Origin of the sequence: Staphylococcus sp. HMSC059F04 (genome assembly GCF_001812565.1) — a bacterium.
In the GTDB taxonomy this organism is placed as follows: Bacteria; Bacillota; Bacilli; order Staphylococcales; family Staphylococcaceae; genus Staphylococcus; species Staphylococcus lugdunensis.
The window spans coordinates 308060-329534 of sequence record NZ_KV809479.1 but is presented as its reverse complement, the minus strand read 5'-3'; the positions used below and the strand labels follow the sequence as shown (position 1 = coordinate 329534).

Here is a 21475-nt window from a genome sequence, read left to right as displayed (position 1 = left end):
ATACAGATTTTAATTGATATGAATGTCTGAGCATTGTTTGATTTTAAAAGAGACCAAATAGCGTGCTAAAGTGTAAAATGATATGATTAGAATAATCTATTGATAATGAGAGGAATGAACATCAAGGTGGCTTATATTACATTAAATTATCAATCGCCAACGATTGGCATGAATCAAAATTTAACAGTTATTCTACCAGAAGATACGAGTTTTTTTAAAAGTGATGGAATTGCTAAACCACTTAAAACGGTTATGCTGCTACATGGATTATCAAGTGATGCCACATCATATATGAGATTTACAAGCATTGAACGCTATGCAGAATCACATCAATTGGCCATTATTATGCCTAATGCTGATCATAGTGCTTATGCCAATATGGCGTATGGCCATCGTTATTATGACTATATTTTAGAAGTGTATCATTATGTGCATCAAATTTTTCCTCTATCAACGCGTCGTGAGGATAACTTTATTGCTGGTCATTCTATGGGTGGTTATGGAACGATGAAATTTGCACTGACACAAAGTCATTTATTTTCCAAAGCAGCACCAATGTCTGCCGTCTTTCAAGCACAAACCTTGATTGATTTAGAATGGACAGACTATCATCCACAAGCAATTACAGGTGAACATACTAATGTTAAAGGCACAAATTTAGATACATATCATTTGGTTGATGCAGCAGTGGCACGAGAAGAAACACTTCCAGAATTATTTATTCAGTGCGGAACCGAAGATTTTCTGTACCAAGATAACTTAACATTTATTGACTATCTAGCAGATAAACAGATTCCTTATCGTTTTGAACCTAGTCCAGGCGCCCATGATTACACTTATTGGGATAAAAGTATTGCGCGTGCCTTAGCATGGTTTGTTAATGATTAATCCATTAAAATACCTTCCATAGTAAAATAGGAGGGTATTTTTTTATATTTCGCTTATATTGCATTGGTCATATATATAGTTTTAAGTTTATTGTCATCATGATGCAAAGATGTCATGCTACGAAAAGCTACTAAGGCATTACATTCCTTAGCGCGTGCTACTGAAATATACGACTAAATTAATTCATCAAAATTAAAAATAGTAATCATATCATAAACATGACTTTGCAATTTATCATTATTTGTATTATATAATAGTGATGTTTTATTACGATTATTAAAATTGAATGTAATTAGAATATATTATAGAATTAAAAAGTAGATAAATTGGATTTTGAGCCGCTAAAAATGCATGTTAGGAGGTATGCGTATGCAGAAGTATCGTATTGTATGTGTGATTGCCTTAGTTTTAATGTTGATAATGAGTTATTTAACTTTAACCACAAAGGTTAATGCCTCAGCATCTGTCGTAGCTGTTGGTGATAATTTAATACATCCAGTTGTTTATAACGATGCTAAAGTAGATTCGAATAAATATGATTTTAAACCTATGTACAAGCATGTGAAATCAAATATTCAACAAGCAGACTTCGCGTATGTGAATCAAGAATCACCGATTGGTGGAGATGATAAGCCGTACTCAGGATTTAAACAATTTAATACACCGAGTGATGTAACTAAAGCCATTGTAGATAGTGGGTTTAACATCATAAATGGTGCAAACAACCATTCACTGGATCAAGGTGATTCAGGAGTAACCAATCATATAAATGCTTGGAAACCCTATCGCCATGACGTGTTGTTTTCTGGTGTTTTCAAGTCTCAAAAAGAAAGCGAAGCGGTACATACAATTACGAGAAATGGTATTACTGTAAGCTTACTTTGCTATACATATGGTACAAATGGCCAAATATCTCAATATCCTTATACAGTAAAAACCTTTGATGAAGCAACGATCAAAAAAGATGTGCGCAAAGCAAAGGAACATAGTGATGCGGTAATTGTTTCAGCACATTGGGGCAATGAGAATCATACAATGCCGAATGAGAAGCAACAAAAGTATGCGCAGTTATTTGCAGATGAAGGTGTTGACGTTGTTTTAGGAATGCATCCACATGTTATTCAACCGGTTAAATGGGTAAAAGGAAAAAATCAGCATCAAACGTTAGTGGCATATTCACTTGGTAATTTCTTAAACGGGCAATATACTTCAACGGAATGGAACCAATTATTAGGACGGTTGAATTTTAATTTAGAAAAAACTTCTAAAGGTGTTACCGTGAACAACGTAAAATGGCGCAGCATGGTTAACCATTATGAACAAAGTAAGCCTATGGATAAACGTACGCGCAAACATTTTGTATTATATAATTTACACGATTATACACCGGCGTTGGCTGAGAAACATGCCTTACGCCAAAATATACAAAGTCAATGGGACATCCCACACTTACAGCAAATGACTAAAAGCATTATTGATGATGAATTTTTAGACGCACAAAGTATTTAGTGCGTCACGTTTCACGAGAAACATCGCTTGTCATCCAACCATTGAGCTAACGTAAAATCATGTTAAAGTATATGTGAAAAGGTCTAACGTTTTCATTAAATATAACAGGAAAGATTTGTTTTTTCTTGTGAATAAGCTAATATAAAAGCTATAAATTGATATTGGAGATAAAATATGTCACCACAAAAAGCCAAACAACGCACAAATAATAAAAAAATATTTCTGTTTGTTATGATACTCATTACCATTATATGCGTATGTTTAGCAATTTTTTATCATAGGACAACGGCAGAGTTACATCACGGAGTATTTAATCGTGGTGAACTAGCACAATTAGCACCAGATAAAGTTCCTGTCCCAGATGTGAGACGTCCAGATTACTTTAAATCAATGACTCAATTATTTGCTCATACTAAAGAAGGGCGAGATTGGAAGAAAGAAGTCATACATACAAAGAGCGATGCAATCATTATTGCACCGCACGGGGGTAATATTGAAAAAGGAACAACGGAATTATCGCGACTTGTTGCACGAAAGAACCATTATAATTTCTATTCATTTATAGCTTTGCGTCATCATGCAGAACGTTTACATGTAACGTCGGCGCATTATAATGATCCTCAACTATTAAAGATGCTTCAAAAGCAAGAATATGCCGTTGCGATACATGGCGCAAAAGGGAATCACCCGATTGTCTATATTGGGGGATTGGACACACCTTTAAAATTAGCCATTCAAAAGCAATTGATTAAGTCACATTTTGTTGTTAAACCTGCGCCAACATATCTTGGTGGCGAACTGACAGGTAACTTTGTCAACAAGGATTTAAAGCATGCAGGAGTACAATTGGAGCTCACCACTGCATTGCGCAAATCTTTTTTCGTCAATGATAATTTTAATCATATCGCTAAGGATAAGCATCAAGATTTTACAAAGCGTATGTATGTTTTTGCAGACGCTATTGATCGCGCAATAGATGAAATAGAACATAAGAAAAGCACGTCTGACTCAGATTAAATGGTCGGACGTGCTTTTTAAATAAAATTTATTAGAAGTTTTTAGCAACTTCTGTAGCTTTTGCTAGACTAGCTGCTTTGATTTCTTCTGTTTTTTCTGGTTCTGCATTGTGACCTTCAATAATGACATTCTCATATGATGGCACTCCTAAGAAAGTCATAATTGTTTTCAAGTAACGGTCACCAGATTCCATTTCAGCTGCGGGGCCTTCACTATAATATCCACCACGAGATTGGATATGTAGTACTTTTTTATCTGTTAATAAACCTTGTGGGCCTTCTGCTGTGTATTTGAATGTTTTACCGGCAACAGTAATAGCGTCAATATAAGCTTTTAATACAGGAGGGAATGATAAATTCCACATTGGTGACACGAATACATATTTATCAGCGCTTAAAAATTCATCAAGAATTTCAGCTAAACGTTCAATTTTTTCTTTTTCATCACCGTTAAGTGTTTCACCGTTTGCTGCTTTACCCCATCCTGTTAAGACATCTTTGTCAATGAGTGGAATGTAAGTATTGAATAAATCGATATGCACGATGTCATCTTGAGCATGTTGTTCTTTATAAGCGTTTAAAAAGGCTTTACCAGCTGCCATAGAGTTAGATGCCAGTTCATCTAATGGATGTGCAGTAATATAGAGTAATTTAGACATGAGTTGAGCTCCTTTAAATTGTGATTTAGATATAATTATTATACTTCTAATTGCATATAGCGCAAGCACTTTGTTTTAAAATCATACTAATGGCGTATGTATGATTGATATTATTGATAAGTGATGCATAAAATAGAATTCTTATTTTTAAAAATAGAAGATAAATGTGTATAATAGGTATATGAAGCTTTCACACGACACGTGAAGAGTTTGAATTTTGATTTACCAAAAGGAGTGACAAGAATGAAAGGTCTATTCATTACAATTATATTAGGTGCAGTTGGTTTTGTAGCTTTCAAAAAATATCAAGAGAAAGTAAATAAAATGCCAAATATTGAATATTAAAAACAACAAGCCAGGATATTTTCACATCTAGAAAATATCCTGGCTTTTGTTTTATAGGATGGGCAGTGTAAATCGCAACTTTATAGTGAAAATTTACATGATGTTTACAAAAAATTAAATTTAATTTATAAAAGTTATTGTAGGATTAAATGTAATTGTATATTTCTTAAAAAAGTTTATAATACTTAGATATAAAGAGTAATTCTAAACATACTAGATAATTTCACAAATAAATACAAAAATTCAAATTACTGCTGGAGGTCAAAATGGAAAAAACGCTTGATTTATCGATGTTTATAACTGCACTAAAAAAGAATTGGAAGTTATTTATTTTAATACCTGTGGTTTTTGTAGTTATAAGCTTATTAATAACTATATTTTTAATGAAGCCTAAATATGAGGCAAATACACAAGTGTTAGTAAACCAAAAAGAAAGCAATGAACAATACAGGGCTCAAGAAGTTCAAAGTAATATTCAACTTGTTAATACGTATTCTGAAATTCTTAAGAGTCCACGTATATTAGAAGACGTAGCGAAAAAAGATAAAAATCTCTCTGCAAGTGAAATTGACAACATGCTTACAGTCACAAAACAAGCTGACTCACAAATTTTAAATGTAAGTGTTGAAAATCATAGCAAGGCAGACGCAGAACGCATAGCAAATGAAATTGTAAGTGTATTTAGTAAAGATATGCCGAAAATCATGGATATAGATAACGTTTCGATATTATCGAAAGCAGATGGAACTGCATCCAAAGTTTCACCTAATTTGTCGCAAAACTTAGCAATAGGACTTGTATTAGGCTTAGTACTCACTATTGTAATTATCATTTTTAAAGAATTATTTGATAGAAGAATTAAAACAGAAGAAGATGTTATTAGAGAGTTGGACATTCCAGTTCTAGGTTCAATCCATAAATTGAAATAGGAGACGAAAGTATGACTAAAAAGAATGAGAAACGAAAAAATTTAAATACGCCATTGTTTACTGAAGATAATTCTAAATCAATCGTGAGTGAAAAAGTTAGAGGTATACGCTCTAATATCATGTTTTCAGGTGTAGAAGAAGTTCAAAGTATCATTGTTACTTCTGAAAAGCCAGCTGCAGGTAAAAGTATTATTTCAGCGAATATTGCAATCACATATGCACAAGCAGGATATAAAACATTAATCATAGATGGAGATATGAGAAAGCCCACGCAACATTATCATTTTGAAACGACGAATTATGATGGATTATCAAATTTAATCATAGGAAAGTCTAACTTTGATAAATCGATTATCAAGACGAGAGTAAAGAATCTTGACTTAATGACAGCAGGTCCCACACCACCTAATCCATCTGAATTAATTGGTTCTGCCGCATTTGAAAACATATTACGTGATTTAAATGAAATATATGACTTCATTTTAATTGATACACCGCCAATCATTTCAGTTACAGATGCACAGGTATACTTAAGATTCGTACCTAATTGTGTCATGGTCATTGATGTACAGAATAATAATAAAAATGAAGTGAAGAAAGCAAAAGAATTAATTGAAAAAGTAGGAGGACGTGTACTAGGAGCAGTGTTAAATAAAACACCTAAAGAAAAATCATCTAGTTATTATTATTACGGAGATGATGAATAAATGATTGATATACATAATCATATTTTGATTAATGTGGACGATGGTCCTAAAACTAAAGAAGATGCCATTACTTTATTAACTCAAGCGAAGAATGAAGGGGTTACAGAGATTGTTGCGACACCACATCACTTAAGTCCCCAATATGATAACAGTTATAGTCAGGTTAAAGAAAGTTTAGAACAACTCTTAGATATGGATGAAGTCAAAGATTTAGGTATCAAGCTTTATCCAGGACAAGAAATAAGAATAACAGATCAAATACTGTCCTTATTACAAAAAGGAGATGCCATTGGATTAAATAACTCTAACTATTTATTAATAGAGTTGCCGTCAAATAGTGTTCCACACTATACAAAACGTCTTTTCTTTGATTTACAGTCGAATGGTTATATCCCCATCATTGCCCATCCAGAGAGGAATAAGGTCATCACCCAAGACTTAGATGTTTTATATGAACTTATAAATTCGGGTGCGTTCAGCCAGCTTACTTCAGCCTCGTTAATGGGAAAACTTGGAAAAAAAGTGCAAAAATTGTCCATTCAAATGATTGAAAATAATTTATCCCATTTCATAGCTTCAGATGCACACCATGTCACCCAAAGACCTTTTATCATGAATAGTTTGTTTAGCAATAAAAATTTACAAAAATATGAAGAAAACATAAAAAATTTTATGAATAATGCAAAATCTGTCATCAAAAATGAAAATATAGTAAAAAAACAACCACTTCAAGAATATAAGCATAAAAAATTGTTTGGTTTATTTTAATTTATACGCATGATGGATGAGGAGATGAAAACATGTGAACAAATTAAATGCTCGAGTAAGGCTTTTTGCTTTAATTATAATAGACTCGTTGATTGTAGCATTTTCAGTTTTTATTTGTTATAACATTTTGGAGCCTTTTTTCAAAGGATACGCCAATAAAATTCTAATTTTGACTTCAATATTGCTATTAATCGCGCATCATGTATTTGCTTATATTTTTAACTTATACCATCGTGCATGGGAGTATGCCAGTGTAAATGAATTATTAATCATAGTAGAGTCAGTGACTTGTTCTATTTTAGCTACAGTCATATTAGTTCCAGTATTTACGGGGCACCCACCGTTCTTTAGATTATATCTTATTACATGGATGATGGTGTTAATATTAATCGGAGGTTCCCGTATTTCATGGAGAGTGACACGAAAATTTGTCGTTGGCAAACATCAAAAGAAAAAACCAACCCTTATTGTTGGGGCTGGACGAGGTGGTTCTTTACTTATTCGCCAAATGTTAAGAAGTCCTGAAATGGGGCTAGAACCGGTATTGGCAGTGGATGATGATCCTCAAAAAAGAAAACTCACCATAGCAGACGGTGTAAAAGTACGAGGGACAATTGATGATATCCCTAATTTAGTAAATAAATTCCGCATTAAGCGTATTATTATTGCTATTCCAACACTCAAGCCTAATCGCCTAAAAGAAATTAACGATATTTGTAATAGCACTGGCATAGAATTGTTTAAAATGCCTAGCATTGAACAAGTATTAGTTGGTGAACTAGAAGTTAATCAATTAAAACGTGTAGAGGTAGAAGATTTACTTGGGCGTGAACCAGTTGAATTGGATATGGCTATGATTTCAAAAGAACTAACGCATAAAACGATAATGGTTACCGGTGCTGGTGGTTCGATTGGCTCTGAGATATGTAGACAAGTTTGTAAGTTTGAACCTGATTGTATTCTGTTATTAGGGCACGGCGAAAATAGTATTTATCTTATTCATCAAGAATTAAATGCAATTTACAAAGATAAAATTAGAATTATTCCGATTATAGCCGATGTACAAAATCCAGAACGCATTCAAGATGTGATGAATCGGTATAAGCCATATGCCGTATATCACGCTGCTGCGCATAAACACGTACCTTTAATGGAATACAATCCAATTGAAGCATTTAGAAATAACGTTTTAGGTACACGAAATGTCGCGATAGCTGCTAAAACTGCAGGGGTCAGAAAATTCGTCATGATTTCTACAGATAAAGCTGTAAATCCACCAAATGTGATGGGCGCGTCAAAACGTTTAGCTGAAATGGTTGTTCAAAGTTTAAATGAAGAAAATAGTAAAACCGATTTCGTAGCTGTTCGTTTTGGTAATGTATTAGGTTCACGTGGTTCAGTAATCCCATTATTTAAAAAACAAATTGAAGCTGGTGGTCCAGTTACAGTAACACATCCTGATATGACGAGATATTTCATGACGATTCCAGAGGCCTCAAGACTTGTGTTACAAGCTGGTGCCTTAGCACAAGGTGGAGAAATATTTGTTTTAGATATGGGCGAACCTGTTAAGATTGTTGATTTAGCAAAAAATTTAATTAGATTAAGTGGAAAATCCGAAGATGATATTCAAATTAAATTTACTGGTATTCGTCCAGGTGAAAAGATGTACGAAGAATTACTGAATGAAAATGAAATACATCCTGAGCAAGTTTATGAAAAGATTTATAGAGGCAAAGTAAGAAACTTTTCTAAAGACGAAGTAGAAGCAATCATCAATGATTTAGTGAAAGATTTTAAGAAAGAAAAAATAATCAAAATTGCTAATGATTAGGAGACTTAATATGTTTAAAGATAAAGTGCTACTAATAACTGGAGGAACAGGGTCATTTGGAAATGCAGTTATGGAAAGATTTCTTGATACTGATATTAAAGAAATAAGAGTTTTCTCCAGAGATGAGAAAAAGCAAGATGACATGAGAAAAAAATACAACAATGCTAAATTAAAGTTCTATATTGGAGACGTAAGAGATTCGCATAGTGTTGAAACTGCAATGAGAGATGTTGATTATGTGTTTCATGCCGCTGCATTGAAACAAGTTCCATCTTGTGAGTTTTTCCCTATGGAAGCTGTAAAAACGAATATTATTGGAACAGAAAATGTACTTCAAAATGCAATTCGTAATAAAGTGAAAAAAGTCATTTGTTTATCAACAGATAAAGCTGCTTATCCGATTAATGCGATGGGTATTTCAAAAGCAATGATGGAAAAAGTCTTTGTTTCCAAATCTAGAAATGTTGATGGTGAGCAATCATTAATTTGTGGTACGAGATACGGCAATGTTATGGCATCAAGAGGGTCAGTTATTCCATTATTTATTGAAAAAATAAAAGCTGGTGAGCCTTTAACAATAACAGATCCTAACATGACACGGTTTTTAATGAGTTTAGAAGAGGCAGTTGAACTCGTAGTACATGCATTTAAATATGCCAAAACGGGTGACATTATGGTTCAAAAAGCACCAAGCTCAACAGTCGGCGACTTAGCTGAAGCGCTATTACAATTGTTTGAAGCGGATAATGAAATAAAAATTATTGGTACAAGACATGGTGAAAAGAAAGCTGAGACACTTTTAACTAGAGAAGAATATGCACAATGTGAAGATATGGGAGATTACTTCCGTATCCCAGCAGATTCTAGGGACTTAAATTATAGTAACTATTATGAAGATGGTAATAAAGAGATTACAGAGGCATACGAGTATAATTCTGATAATACGAATATATTAACAGTAGAAGAAATTAAGGAAAAATTATTATCTTTAGAATATGTAAGAACTGAATTAAGTAACTATAAACAAGGTTAGGTGGGTTTACATTGAAAATCGTTATAACTGGCTCGAATGGTTTTGTAGGAAAGAACTTAAAAGCAGATTTGAAAGCAACTACAGATAATGACATTCTTGAAATTAATAGACAGACTGACGCAGAAGATGTAAAAAAATATTTGTTAGAAGCTGATTCAGTTGTTCATTTAGCAGGTATCAACAGACCACAAAATGAAGTTGAATTTAAAGAAGGCAATGTTGATTTTCTGAAAGAAGTATTAGACATCCTAAAAGATAATCCGAAGAAGCCAGATATTATTTTATCTTCGTCTGTTCAAGCGGAAAATGATAATCCATATGGAAACAGTAAACGCCAAGGCGAAGCAGTACTTGAACAATTTTCCAAAGATAATGGTAATAATGTGTTAATTTATCGTTTGCCTAACTTATTTGGTAAGTGGTGTAAGCCAAACTACAATTCTGTTATTGCAACATTTTGTTACAAAATCGCTAGAGATGAAGAGATTCAAGTGAATGATAAAAATGTAATACTTAAGCTTAACTACATTGATGATGTTGTCAAAGAATTTGAAAACGCGATTAATGGTAAGCCAAATATAGAAAATGGCGAGCCTAAAGTTGCCAATGTCTATGAGGTTAAATTAGGTAAGATTGCTGAACTTTTATTTCAGTATAGAGAAATTCCAAACGATAAAGCACTTCCTAATACCGAAGATCCGTTTGAAAGAGCATTGTATAGCACATTTTTAAGTTATTTACCTAAAGAAGACTTTAGTTATCCTTTGAAAATGAATGTAGACCACAGAGGCTCTTTTACAGAAATTTTTAAAACAAAAGATAGAGGCCAAGTTTCAGTTAATATTTCTAAACCTGGAATAGTAAAAGGCAATCATTGGCACCATACTAAAAATGAAAAATTTTTAGTAGTTTCGGGGCAAGGTGTGATTCGTTTTAGAAAAGTTGACGACGATGACGTTATTGAATATTACGTTTCAGGAGATAAGTTGGAAGTGGTTGATATTCCAGTTGGTTACACACATAATATCGAGAACTTAGGCGATACAGATATGGTGACTATCATGTGGGTAAACGAAATTTTTGATCCAAATAATCCAGACACATACTTTTTGGAGGTCTAGTTGAATGAAAAAATTAAAATTAATGACAATTGTTGGTACAAGACCAGAAATTATTCGATTATCTGCAACAATTAAAGCATGTGATAAGTACTTTAACCAAGTATTAGTCCATACAGGGCAAAATTATGATTACACACTAAATCAAGTATTCTTTGAAGATTTAGAGTTAAGAGAGCCAGATTATTATCTTGAAGCGGTAGGTAATCATTTAGGTGAAACGATGGGAAACATTTTAGCTAAATCATATGAAGTGTTAGCAAAAGAACGCCCAGATGCATTACTTATTTTAGGCGATACAAACAGCTGTTTAGCAGCGGTATCAGCCAAAAGATTAAAAATTCCAGTATTCCATATGGAAGCGGGGAATAGATGTTTCGATCAAAATGTACCTGAAGAAATTAACCGTAAAATTGTCGATCATGTCAGTGATGTTAATTTACCTTATACAGAACATAGCCGACGCTACTTATTAGATGAAGGTTTTCCAAAGCAAAACATTTTTGTTACAGGATCTCCAATGAAAGAAGTATTAGAAGAATACTTATATAAAATTGAGGAAAGTGATATTTTAACAAAATTAGAATTAGAACCTCAAAATTATATATTAGTATCTGCACATCGAGAAGAAAATATTGATAATGAAGCAAACTTTTTATCACTTATGAATGCGATTAATGATATTGCAGAAAATTACCAAATACCAGTTATTTATTCAACACATCCAAGAAGCTGGAAAAAGATTGAAGAAAGAGAATTCAAATTTCATCCATTAGTAAGACAACTTAAGCCATTTGGATTTTTTGATTACAATGCGCTACAAAAAAATGCTTTTGTCGTACTATCTGATAGTGGCACACTATCTGAAGAATCATCAATTTTAAAATTCCCAGGTGTGCTTATTCGAACATCAACAGAGAGACCAGAAGTTTTAGACAAAGGTACCGTGATAGTTGGAGGCATTGCATTTAATAACTTAGTACAATCCGTAGAGCTTGCAAAAGCAATGGAAGAAAACAACGAACCTATGATTGATGCGATTGATTACAAAGATACAAACGTGTCAACAAAAGTCGTTAAAATTATACAAAGTTACAAAGATATCATTAACCGTAATACTTGGAGGAAGTAGCTATGAAAATTGCTATTTTAGGTGCAACAAATATCAAACATATGTCTTTGATATCTCATTATCTTGATTATATTGATTTAAAAAATAATCAAGTAGATATCTTATATACAGATAAATATGGAATAGATGAAAAATTTGAAGGATTGACGAATTATTATAAGTACACAGTTAATATTGATTCAAATTGGTCATTAGCAAGAAAGGCATTGAAATACTACTCATTCAAGTCTTATGCAATAGATATTATAAAGCATAATAATTATGATTTTTTGATTGTATGGGGAAGTTACACGGGACATTTATTCAAAAAATTCTTAACTAAATATTATAAAGGAAGGTATATTTTAAATATAAGAGATTATTTTTATGAAAAAAATAGGGTAGTCTTTGCTAGAATGACTCAATTAGTTAATTTTAGTTATATGTCTACAATTTCATCAGATGGTTTTTTAAAATTTCTACCTAAATCAAAAAAATACCGAGTTGTATATAGTTATAATTCTAAGATAATAAATCAAGCTAAATCTGAAAAAAATATTGTCCTCCAACAGCCATTGAAAATTAGTTTTATTGGTAATGTGAGATTCTTAGATATAAATAAAAAGATATTAAAAGAATTAAAAAATGATTCTAGATTTTTGATTCAATATTTTGGAACTGGTGCTGAAAATTTAGAAGAATTTGCTAAAGAATTTAAAATAGAAAACGTGAAATTTTATGGGGGCTTTGATATTAAGGAAACATCAAAATTTTTAAATCAGACAGATATAATTAATAATTTGTACGGTAATAAAAATATAGCGCTTGACACAGCGTTATCTATTAGAATGTATTATTCATTATTTCTAAATAAACCGATTATTACTTCTAAAGATACTTATACTGCTTCACAGGCTGAAGAATTTGGATTAGGAATTCAAGTAGATTCAGATGATTTATCTGGATTAGGAAATAAAATCATCGATTACTATCATTGCGTTGATAATGCACAAATAAATAAGAAAAGAAGAAAGTATATCAAATATGTTTTAAAGCAAAATGAAAATTTTTATCAAAAATTAGATGAGGTATTGAATGAATAAAATATTTAATTTAGTTATTACTTTTCTTTTTATTTGTACAGTAATTATTTTAATATCAAAAAACGAGATGTTACTAGCTATAATGCCCTTAAGTTACTTAATAGCTAAAACTATTCTTTTCTTTAGTTCTAATGAGAACCTTAAATATACGAGACTAATATATGATATTTTTGGAATTATTAGGTTAATTTTAATTCCTTTATTAATAGGAACAACAGAAGATAAAATTATAAATAATCTACCTCTAGGTCGAGAATATTTTAATCAAGCTGTGATTTTGATATCTGTAGAATATATAATTGGTTCAGTTATCTTATATATATTTGGGAAGTTGTTTACTGATAAAGTTTCATCCCCAAAAATAGATTACAAAATTTCAGGATCAAAGATTTTTTATGGATTGTTCATTTTTATAGTAATTATAATATTTATTTTAAGTCCAAGCGCAAGAGAAAGTATCTCTTTTTTAGTGATAAAAACACATGATAATGGTAGAGGAACAGAAGTTACTAGTGGAATGGTTGTTTTGATTAGAATGTTACTACAATTAGCACTAGCATTGAGTTTTGTGATTAGTTCTTTTTTATCGTATAAAAAATATAAAATAAAACCAAAAATCTATTATCTATTTTTACCACTAATTTTAGGTTTAATAAATATTAGTTTGATAGTTGGGGAGAGAAGAAGTATACAACTTTATACTCTTATCTCAGTATTAGTTATTATTACAATTTTATTTAAGTACCATAGTAAAAAAATAAATATATTAATTTTACTAGTAGGTGCGTTCATTTTAATATTAATGACATTATATAAGGAATTATATATCTTTAACTACTCTTCTTATGGTGCTGCACTTGAAGCCAGCAGTACTGATCAAATTAATTTTGTAGATCAGATACAATCATATTTTTATGGGCCAACCAATGTTGCAAGTGCTATAGATTATTCAAACTATTATCAAGGAACATTTAAACAATTTTTATTTGATAATGTACGATCAATATTTGGGTTGAATTTATTAATAGATCATGATCATTTAATCACTAGTCAATTATTTAATCAGATAATTTATGGTAGTAAACAATTAACGGGTCATTTAATCTCTAGTGCAGGTTATGGATATATATATTTTGGTCCAATACTTTTCTTTTTAGTACTAGCTTTTAATTTGTTTTTAGCATGTATATTTGAGTTGGTATTACATAAAACTAAATCATTAGAATTAATATTTGTTGGAACATATGTATACATGAGAGTTGCAACTAATATTTTTGGACATACTACCCCTATAATAACTTTAATTTCATCAATAATAGTAGTTTATTCTCTTGTAATTATTGCTGCGGTAATAGTTAAAAATGCTTTTAGTAAAGGAGATGGTTATAAATGATCAGAAAAATTATGAAATCAAAAGTTTTTCGAATAATTAATTGGCCATTAAGACTTTTTTATGATGAAAAATATTTAGAAGGATATTACTTTGAAGAAAAAGTGATGGGTTGGCTATGGGCATGGAAAGCTATTCCTTTTAAACTTTTAGGAATTAATACAAAGTTACCTTTTCCAGCAGATTCAACTGTTAGAATTCATAATGCTAAAAATTTGATATTTGATAAAAATGACTTACACATATTTCAGTCTCCTGGAACTTATTTTAATAATTTTTCTGCTCAAATTATTTTAGGAAGTGGAGTTTATATTGCTCCTAATGTTGGTATTATAACTTCTAATCACGATACAAATAATTTAAAAAAACATCTTGATGGAAAAAATGTAGTTATTGGAGCAAATAGTTGGATTGGAATGAATTCAGTAATCTTGCCAGGAGTTACTTTAGGTGAAAAAACAATAGTTGGAGCAGGTTCGATTGTTACTAAAAGTTTTGAAGAAGGTAATATAGTATTAGCAGGTAATCCAGCTAGAATTATAAAAAAGTTGGGATAAATTATGAAAAAAAGTAAATTTTTAAATGATTCGCTATTAATGATAATTAGTAGTGGAATAGGTCAATTTATTTTAATTATAACTACGCCTGTTGTTTCTAGAATATATTCACCATCTCAATTTGGTGAATTCACTATATTTTCAAATATAGCTATGATACTAATTCCAATAATAAACGCCAGATATGATTTACTAATTATTAATGCTAAGAATCAACATAAAGCTAACGTTCTATCACAAATAAGTTTCATAATATCTGCGGTCATTATTTTGTGTTTAATTCCTATATCGATTATATTTTTAATTATTTTCCCTCAATACATACTAGATATAATTTTTGTAATTATAACTTTAGTACTAGTAAGTTTTACTAATATATTTACTAATTATTTGAATAGGGAAAGAAATTATAAAGCACTAAGTATTATTAATATATTTAGGTCAGCTTCTATGACTCTTATACAAATTGGTTTAGGCATATTACATTTTGGAAGTTTGGGTCTAATAATTGGGTTTGCTTTTTCTTATATCTCTGGCATTGGAATTGGATACAGAACGTTTAAGAGATATTTTTATATCATTACAGATAAACAAGAAGTTAGAAATGAATTTTTAGAACACAAAAATCAACTTATATATTCCACACCGTCAATATTATTAAATAGTTTGTCTTTTTCTATAGTTATTTTCTTCTTAGGAATACTTTATACAAATGAAGAAGTAGGCATATACGGAATGACTATTAGAATCTTAGGAATACCTGTGACAATTATTTCATTAGGCTTATCTAAAATATTTATGCAAAGAGCAAATGATTATTATTTAAAATATGGTACGTTTCGAAATCTATTATTAAAGTTTTCAGGTGCTCTAATAGTATTGTCAATTGCTTTATATATACCATTTTACTTATTAAGTGAGAATATAGTGAATTTAATCTTAGGAAGTCAATGGTTAGGAACAATTACGGTGATGCAGATTACTATACCTTTGTTTGCTATTCGATTATTAGTTTCAACAGTATCACTATCCGTAGTTGTTATTAAAAAGCAACAGATTGAATTAATGTTACAAGCTTCTTTTGTTATAGGCACAGTTATTACATTTTATATTAGTAAAATTGCGAGCTTAGAATTTATGCAATTTGTTGAATTAAATACAGCTGTTTTAATTGCGTCTTATAGCCTATTTTATGTAGTGCTATATCATTTCTCAAAAAGCAAAAATATTCAATCATGATAATTATGAAATAAATATTAAAATTTCAGGTGATTAAATGAAAAAGAAAAAATTATTAATATTATGTCAGTATTTTTATCCTGAATACGTTTCTTCTGCTACTTTACCAACGCAAATGGCTGAGGATTTAGTAAAAAAAGGTATGTATGTAGATGTTATGTGTGGATGGCCGTATGAATATAGCAATGAGAAGCAAGTTGAAAAGAATGAGAATTACAAAGGCATTAATATAAAAAGATTAAGATACTCAAAATTTAATAATAAGTCCAAATTTGGACGAATATGTAATTTCTTTTCACTATTTCTAATGTTTATTTTTAAAATGCCCAGGATGTTGAAATATAATCATATATTAGTGTATTCCAATCCTCCAATATTACCGTTAATCCCGGATATTTTGCATCGCGTATTTAAAAAGCAGTATTCATTTGTAGTGTATGATATTGCACCTGATAATGCTTTGAAAACCGGAACTACTAGACCGGGTAGTTTAATTGATAGATTAATGAAATATATCAATAAACATGTGTATAGCAATGCGAAAAACGTTATTGTTTTAGGAACTGAAATGAAAAATTATTTATTACAAAATAAGATTTCAAGTAAGCCTGATCGGATACATGTCATTCCTAATTGGTATACAGAATCAGAAGACGATAAAGTTCATAATATAGAATTCCGTGATTTAAGAAATCAATATGACAAAATTTTGCTTTACAGTGGAAATATGGGACAACTTCAAGATATGGATACTATTATTGATTTTCTTAAATTAAATAAGGAAGATAATAAAACACTAACAATTTTATGTGGTCATGGTAAGAAATATCAAAAAGTTAAAAATTCAATTGAATTCAATCATATCTCAAATGTCAAAATTTATAAATTTTTAACTGGCACTGATTATACAGATGTATTAAAAATTGCCGATGCGTGCTTTGCTTCATTAGTTAAAGAAGGTGTTGGCTTAGGTGTGCCAAGTAAAAACTATGGATACTTGGCAAATAAGAAGCCTTTAATTTTAATTATGGATAAACAATCAGACATTGTTAAGCAAGTTGAAGCTTACAATGCAGGTATTCAAATAGATAACGGAGCAGCACAAGATATATATAACTTTGTAACAAGGCATTCAAGAGAGGAATTAAAAGAATTAGGGGTCAACGCGTATCAATTGTTTAAAGATAAATATACAAGAGAACATAATACAACAAAATATTATAACTTATTGAATGGAGGAAATTAATGTGAAAAGAGCTTTCGACTTATTTTGCTCAATATATGGTTTAATTGTAGCAGGGCCTTTTTTACTTATTATAGCGTTACTAATTAAATTAGAGTCACCAGGCCCAGCTATTTTTAAGCAAAAAAGACCAACACTAAATAATGAGCTTTTTAATATCTATAAATTTAGATCGATGAAAATGGATACTCCTAATGTAGCAACAGATTTAATGGATCCAGCAGATTTTATTACTAAAACTGGTAAATTTATTAGAAAAACATCAATTGATGAGTTACCTCAATTACTAAACGTGTTAAAGGGTGATATGTCCATTGTAGGCCCTAGACCAGCACTTTATAATCAATATGAACTTATTGAAAAAAGAACAAAAGTAAATGTTCATACAATACGACCGGGTGTTACTGGGTTAGCGCAAGTAATGGGTAGAGATAATAATACTGACGATCAAAAAGTAATGTTTGACAAATACTATTTAGAAAACCAATCATTTTTATTAGACATGTATATTATTTATAAAACAGTCATTAATACAATCTCATCAGAAGGTGTTTCTCACTAATGAGTAAAAACATTTTAATTACAGGAACTGGTGGATATGTTGGCAGTCATTTAGCGAATAGTTTAGAAAAATCAGGAAATAAAGTAAGTAGGTTAAGTGTAAGAAATTCACTATGGGAAAATCAAAGTTTTACAGACTATGATGTCATTATTCATACTGCTGCATTAGTTCATAATAATGATCCCAGTGCACAACTTGAAGATTATTTTAGAATAAATATGCATTTACCAAATAAATTAGCAAATAAAGCTAAAAAAGATGGAGTTAACCAGTTTATATTCATGAGTACAATGGCTGTATTTGGAGAAGATGGAGTAATCGGTAAAAATATTGAAATTACTGATCCAATGAAGATAAAACCTATAACAGATTATGGTAAATCAAAAGCTAAAGCAGAAGAGAAACTACTTAATATCTCTAGTTCTAGCTTTAAAGTTGTAATTATCAGACCACCGATGATTTATGGGGAAGATTCACCAGGTAATTTCACCAAACTAAAAAAAGTGGCAAAACTATTACCAATAGTTCCTAACATTCATAACTATAGAAGTGCACTATATATCAAACATTTAGAACAATTTGTCAACGAAATTATTACGCATAAAAAAGCAGGCATCTATCATCCTAAAGATGAATTTGAATTTAATACAACAAATGTCATAAAAGAGATTCGTAAAAATGAAAATAAAAGCACGATTTTATTACCAGTTCCAAAAATGATTTATCCCTTATTAAATAAAGTGAAATTTATTACCAAACTTTATGGCAATTTGGTGTATGGCAAAGATTTATATTTAAGTGAAGAGAAAATAAATATTAATCAACAAGAGTTTGAAAATATTATCAAAGATATCATGAATAAAGATTAATACTTTGTAAATTTTACGTGTGAAACATATAAAAAATCTGTGTTTAATGGAGGGTATTAAAATGAAATTAACAGTTGTAGGATTAGGATATATTGGATTGCCAACATCAATTATGTTTGCTAAACACGATGTAGATGTATTAGGTGTAGATATCAATGACAAAACAATTGATAGTTTACAAAAAGGTAAAGTAAACATTGAAGAACCAGGTTTACAAGAAGTATTTGAGGAAGTACTTGAAAAAGGGACTTTAAAAGTTTCTACAAAACCAGCGGAAGCAGATGCTTTTATCATATCAGTGCCAACCCCAAACAATGATGATGAATATGAATCATGTGATATATCAATCGTGTTAAATGCAGTAAATAGTGTCTTACCGTATCTTAAAAAAGGTGACACGATTATAGTAGAATCAACAATTGCACCACGTACAATGGACGACCATGTTAAACCTTTAATAGAAGATAAAGGGTTTACTGTTGGTGAAGATATATACTTGGTACATTGTCCAGAACGTGTGTTGCCAGGGAAAATATTAGAAGAATTAATTTACAACAATCGAATTATTGGTGGGGTAACGCCGAATTGTGTTGAAGCGGGTAAACGTGTATATAGTACCTTTGTTAAAGGAGAATTGATTGAAACAAATGCACGTACAGCTGAAATGAGTAAATTAATGGAAAATACTTACAGAGACTTAAACATTGCTTTGGCTAATGAAATTACAAAGATTAGTAATCATTTAGATATTAATGTATTAGATGTAATTGAAATGGCAAATAAACATCCTCGGGTCAATATTCATTCACCGGGACCAGGCGTGGGTGGACATTGTTTAGCAGTAGATCCATACTTTATTATTGCAAAAGACCCTGAACATTCACCATTAATTCAAACTGGAAGAAAAGTAAATCGTTCAATGCCTCATTATGTTGTTGAGCATGTCAAAAGAATATTATCTGGTATTAATCACGCTAAAATTGCCGTGTTTGGGTTAACATATAAAGGTGACGTTGATGACATAAGAGAATCTCCAGCACTAGATATTTATCATTTATTACAAGAGGAAAATTTTGAAGTTACGGCTTATGATCCACATGTGGAATTGGACTTTGTTGAAAGAGATATTAACAAAGCTACTGAAGACGCATCACTTGTACTTATTCTTAGTGACCATTCAGAATTTAAAGAACTTAGCGATGATGATTTCAAACTTATGAAAAACAAAATCATATTTGATACTAAAAATGTTGTTAAATCAAACTTTAATGATTTATCTTACTTTAACTATGGTAATCTATATAAAGCAAGAGATATAGAGCTAAATAATTAAGCGAATTGTAATTTAATAATTCAACTAATAAGGTGGATGTAAATGAAAAAAATAATGACTATTTTTGGTACTCGTCCTGAAGCGATAAAAATGGCGCCATTAGTTAAAGAATTACAAAAAAGTAAAAACTTAAAACCGGTAGTCGTCATTACTGCGCAACATAGAGAAATGTTAGATAGCGTTTTAAACATATTTGATGTCATACCTGATCACGATTTAAACATTATGAAATCGAATCAGACATTAGCTGAGCTTACTTCTAGAATTACTACTAAACTTGATGCAGTCATCAAAGAAGAAGAACCAGATATGGTGCTCGTGCATGGAGATACGACGTCTACATTTGTAGGTGGATTAACAGCTTTTTATAATCAAATACCTATAGGTCATGTTGAAGCTGGCTTACGTACATGGAATAAGTATTCGCCATTTCCTGAAGAAATGAATCGGGTTATGGTTGGAAATATGGCAGATTTAAATTTTGCGCCTACTGACAAAGCAGCAGAGAATTTGAAAAAAGAGAATAAAACAGAAGAAAGTATCGTAGTAACAGGTAACACTGCAATTGATGCTATGAAGACTACAATTAAAGATAATTATCAGTCAGAAATTATCGAAAGACATAGTGATAAAAAGATAATTTTATTAACGGCACATAGAAGAGAAAATATTGGCACTCCGATGCATAATATTTTTAAAGCAATTCAACAGCTTGTTAATGAATATGAAGATATTGTTGTTATTTATCCAATGCATAAAAATCCTAAAGTAAGAGAAATTGCTCATCAATATTTAAAAAATAACGCAAGAATTGAGTTAATTGAACCACTTGATGTCATTGACTTCCATAATTTTGCCAATAAAGCATATTTAATTCTTACGGATTCAGGTGGTGTTCAAGAAGAAGCACCATCTTTAGGTAAACCGGTATTAGTATTAAGAGATACAACTGAGCGTCCTGAAGGTGTGAGTGCAGGAACATTAAAAGTGATTGGTACTACTTTTGATTCTGTTTTAAAGGAAACGAAAAATTTGTTAGAAAACAAAGATGAATACATTAAAATGAGTAAAGCAAGCAATCCATATGGTGATGGAGAAGCTTCAAGAAGGATTTGTGAAAATATAGAATTTTATTTTGGATTAAGAAAAGCACTTCCTGCACCTTTTAAAAGTATTTATTAAGCACATTGCTAAATGTGAGTGTTTAAAATTTTTAAATAGAACGATATTTGATATATAAATATTAAAATCAGGTTGCGATA

21 protein-coding genes are annotated in these 21475 nt (G+C 30.8%); 20 read left to right on the top strand and 1 reads right to left on the bottom strand.

Annotation, left to right across the window (positions count from 1 at the left end; genetic code table 11):
* The first annotated feature begins 126 nt into the window (after positions 1-126).
* The 3 genes from HMPREF2864_RS10410 to HMPREF2864_RS10400 all read left to right on the top strand — a co-directional run bounded on the left by HMPREF2864_RS10410 (position 127) and on the right by HMPREF2864_RS10400 (position 3414).
* Positions 127-888: an alpha/beta hydrolase gene (locus tag HMPREF2864_RS10410; RefSeq protein WP_002478494.1), complete on the top strand. Its 762-nt coding sequence runs from the start codon at positions 127-129 to the stop codon at positions 886-888.
* A gap of 369 nt (positions 889-1257) precedes the next feature.
* Entirely contained in the window at positions 1258-2397 is a 1140-nt protein-coding gene (locus HMPREF2864_RS10405) for a CapA family protein (protein ID WP_070545662.1), read from the top strand.
* 174 nt (positions 2398-2571) lie between these two features.
* Positions 2572-3414, top strand: a complete 843-nt coding sequence (locus HMPREF2864_RS10400; RefSeq protein WP_002478496.1) for a poly-gamma-glutamate hydrolase family protein — start codon at positions 2572-2574, stop codon at positions 3412-3414.
* A 31-nt stretch (positions 3415-3445) separates the two neighbouring features.
* On the opposite strand, the gene HMPREF2864_RS10395 is transcribed toward HMPREF2864_RS10400, so the two are convergent.
* Positions 3446-4072 carry an FMN-dependent NADH-azoreductase gene (locus HMPREF2864_RS10395; protein ID WP_002492456.1) on the bottom strand — a complete coding sequence of 209 codons (627 nt, stop codon included), beginning with the start codon at positions 4070-4072 and terminating at the stop codon, positions 3446-3448.
* A 243-nt stretch (positions 4073-4315) separates the two neighbouring features.
* Here HMPREF2864_RS10395 and HMPREF2864_RS11955 point away from each other — a divergent pair, with 243 nt between their 5' ends.
* From HMPREF2864_RS11955 to wecB (HMPREF2864_RS10315), 17 genes are all read left to right on the top strand, one after another.
* Complete coding sequence (locus tag HMPREF2864_RS11955; RefSeq protein ID WP_002478498.1) at positions 4316-4417, top strand: SE2200 family small protein; 102 nt, start codon at positions 4316-4318, stop codon at positions 4415-4417.
* Between the two features lie 266 nt (positions 4418-4683).
* A complete protein-coding gene (locus HMPREF2864_RS10390; RefSeq protein ID WP_070545658.1) occupies positions 4684-5346 on the top strand; it encodes a Wzz/FepE/Etk N-terminal domain-containing protein in 663 nt (220 codons plus the stop codon).
* 11 nt (positions 5347-5357) lie between these two features.
* On the top strand, positions 5358-6053 hold the full coding sequence (locus HMPREF2864_RS10385; protein ID WP_070545654.1) for a polysaccharide biosynthesis tyrosine autokinase: 696 nt from the start codon (positions 5358-5360) through the stop codon (positions 6051-6053).
* Entirely contained in the window at positions 6054-6821 is a 768-nt protein-coding gene (locus tag HMPREF2864_RS10380; RefSeq protein WP_002460634.1) for a tyrosine-protein phosphatase, read from the top strand.
* A 34-nt stretch (positions 6822-6855) separates the two neighbouring features.
* Positions 6856-8655 (top strand): polysaccharide biosynthesis protein, encoded by a 1800-nt coding sequence (locus HMPREF2864_RS10375; protein ID WP_070545651.1) that lies wholly within the window; start codon positions 6856-6858, stop codon positions 8653-8655.
* Between the two features lie 10 nt (positions 8656-8665).
* Positions 8666-9688, top strand: coding sequence for a nucleoside-diphosphate sugar epimerase/dehydratase (locus HMPREF2864_RS10370; RefSeq protein ID WP_002492483.1), 1023 nt, complete (start codon positions 8666-8668; stop codon positions 9686-9688).
* 11 nt (positions 9689-9699) lie between these two features.
* The gene (locus HMPREF2864_RS10365; protein ID WP_002460631.1) at positions 9700-10809 is read left to right on the top strand and encodes a polysaccharide biosynthesis C-terminal domain-containing protein; all 1110 of its coding nucleotides are present in this window, start codon (positions 9700-9702) and stop codon (positions 10807-10809) included.
* A 4-nt stretch (positions 10810-10813) separates the two neighbouring features.
* A complete protein-coding gene (gene wecB, locus HMPREF2864_RS10360) occupies positions 10814-11938 on the top strand; it encodes a non-hydrolyzing UDP-N-acetylglucosamine 2-epimerase (protein ID WP_070545648.1) in 1125 nt (374 codons plus the stop codon).
* 2 nt (positions 11939-11940) lie between these two features.
* A complete protein-coding gene (locus HMPREF2864_RS10355) occupies positions 11941-13020 on the top strand; it encodes a glycosyltransferase family protein (protein ID WP_070545645.1) in 1080 nt (359 codons plus the stop codon).
* A complete protein-coding gene (gene cap8I, locus HMPREF2864_RS10350; RefSeq protein ID WP_070545643.1) occupies positions 13013-14413 on the top strand; it encodes a type 8 capsular polysaccharide synthesis protein Cap8I in 1401 nt (466 codons plus the stop codon). The genes HMPREF2864_RS10355 and cap8I overlap by 8 nt, the downstream gene beginning before the upstream one ends.
* Positions 14410-14967 carry an acyltransferase gene (locus HMPREF2864_RS10345; protein ID WP_002492526.1) on the top strand — a complete coding sequence of 186 codons (558 nt, stop codon included), beginning with the start codon at positions 14410-14412 and terminating at the stop codon, positions 14965-14967. Before cap8I ends, HMPREF2864_RS10345 begins: the two co-directional genes overlap by 4 nt.
* A 3-nt stretch (positions 14968-14970) precedes the next feature.
* On the top strand, positions 14971-16206 hold the full coding sequence (locus HMPREF2864_RS10340; RefSeq protein WP_070545640.1) for a lipopolysaccharide biosynthesis protein: 1236 nt from the start codon (positions 14971-14973) through the stop codon (positions 16204-16206).
* 37 nt (positions 16207-16243) lie between these two features.
* Entirely contained in the window at positions 16244-17452 is a 1209-nt protein-coding gene (locus tag HMPREF2864_RS10335) for a glycosyltransferase family 4 protein (RefSeq protein ID WP_070545637.1), read from the top strand.
* Position 17453: 1 nt separating this feature from the next.
* Positions 17454-18011, top strand: coding sequence for a sugar transferase (locus HMPREF2864_RS10330; protein ID WP_002478507.1), 558 nt, complete (start codon positions 17454-17456; stop codon positions 18009-18011).
* A complete protein-coding gene (locus tag HMPREF2864_RS10325) occupies positions 18011-18880 on the top strand; it encodes an NAD-dependent epimerase/dehydratase family protein (protein ID WP_002460622.1) in 870 nt (289 codons plus the stop codon). The genes HMPREF2864_RS10330 and HMPREF2864_RS10325 overlap by 1 nt, the downstream gene beginning before the upstream one ends.
* A gap of 61 nt (positions 18881-18941) precedes the next feature.
* A complete protein-coding gene (locus HMPREF2864_RS10320; RefSeq protein WP_002478509.1) occupies positions 18942-20213 on the top strand; it encodes a nucleotide sugar dehydrogenase in 1272 nt (423 codons plus the stop codon).
* Positions 20214-20255: 42 nt separating this feature from the next.
* Positions 20256-21395 (top strand): non-hydrolyzing UDP-N-acetylglucosamine 2-epimerase, encoded by a 1140-nt coding sequence (gene wecB / locus HMPREF2864_RS10315; RefSeq protein ID WP_002460620.1) that lies wholly within the window; start codon positions 20256-20258, stop codon positions 21393-21395.
* The last annotated feature ends 80 nt before the right edge of the window (positions 21396-21475 follow it).

Coding starts and splice junctions, on each gene's coding strand:
- HMPREF2864_RS10405 (WP_070545662.1), top strand. CDS start 1,258: ATGCAGAAGTATCGTATTGTATGTGTGATTGCCTTAGTTTTAATGTTG.
- HMPREF2864_RS10335 (WP_070545637.1), top strand. CDS start 16,244: ATGAAAAAGAAAAAATTATTAATATTATGTCAGTATTTTTATCCTGAA.
- HMPREF2864_RS10380 (WP_002460634.1), top strand. CDS start 6,054: ATGATTGATATACATAATCATATTTTGATTAATGTGGACGATGGTCCT.
- HMPREF2864_RS10395 (WP_002492456.1), bottom strand. CDS start 4,072: ATGTCTAAATTACTCTATATTACTGCACATCCATTAGATGAACTGGCA.
- HMPREF2864_RS10400 (WP_002478496.1), top strand. CDS start 2,572: ATGTCACCACAAAAAGCCAAACAACGCACAAATAATAAAAAAATATTT.
- HMPREF2864_RS10325 (WP_002460622.1), top strand. CDS start 18,011: ATGAGTAAAAACATTTTAATTACAGGAACTGGTGGATATGTTGGCAGT.
- HMPREF2864_RS10320 (WP_002478509.1), top strand. CDS start 18,942: ATGAAATTAACAGTTGTAGGATTAGGATATATTGGATTGCCAACATCA.
- HMPREF2864_RS10385 (WP_070545654.1), top strand. CDS start 5,358: ATGACTAAAAAGAATGAGAAACGAAAAAATTTAAATACGCCATTGTTT.
- HMPREF2864_RS10355 (WP_070545645.1), top strand. CDS start 11,941: ATGAAAATTGCTATTTTAGGTGCAACAAATATCAAACATATGTCTTTG.
- cap8I (WP_070545643.1), top strand. CDS start 13,013: ATGAATAAAATATTTAATTTAGTTATTACTTTTCTTTTTATTTGTACA.
- HMPREF2864_RS10345 (WP_002492526.1), top strand. CDS start 14,410: ATGATCAGAAAAATTATGAAATCAAAAGTTTTTCGAATAATTAATTGG.
- HMPREF2864_RS10340 (WP_070545640.1), top strand. CDS start 14,971: ATGAAAAAAAGTAAATTTTTAAATGATTCGCTATTAATGATAATTAGT.
- HMPREF2864_RS10390 (WP_070545658.1), top strand. CDS start 4,684: ATGGAAAAAACGCTTGATTTATCGATGTTTATAACTGCACTAAAAAAG.
- HMPREF2864_RS11955 (WP_002478498.1), top strand. CDS start 4,316: ATGAAAGGTCTATTCATTACAATTATATTAGGTGCAGTTGGTTTTGTA.
- wecB (WP_002460620.1), top strand. CDS start 20,256: ATGAAAAAAATAATGACTATTTTTGGTACTCGTCCTGAAGCGATAAAA.
- wecB (WP_070545648.1), top strand. CDS start 10,814: ATGAAAAAATTAAAATTAATGACAATTGTTGGTACAAGACCAGAAATT.
- HMPREF2864_RS10370 (WP_002492483.1), top strand. CDS start 8,666: ATGTTTAAAGATAAAGTGCTACTAATAACTGGAGGAACAGGGTCATTT.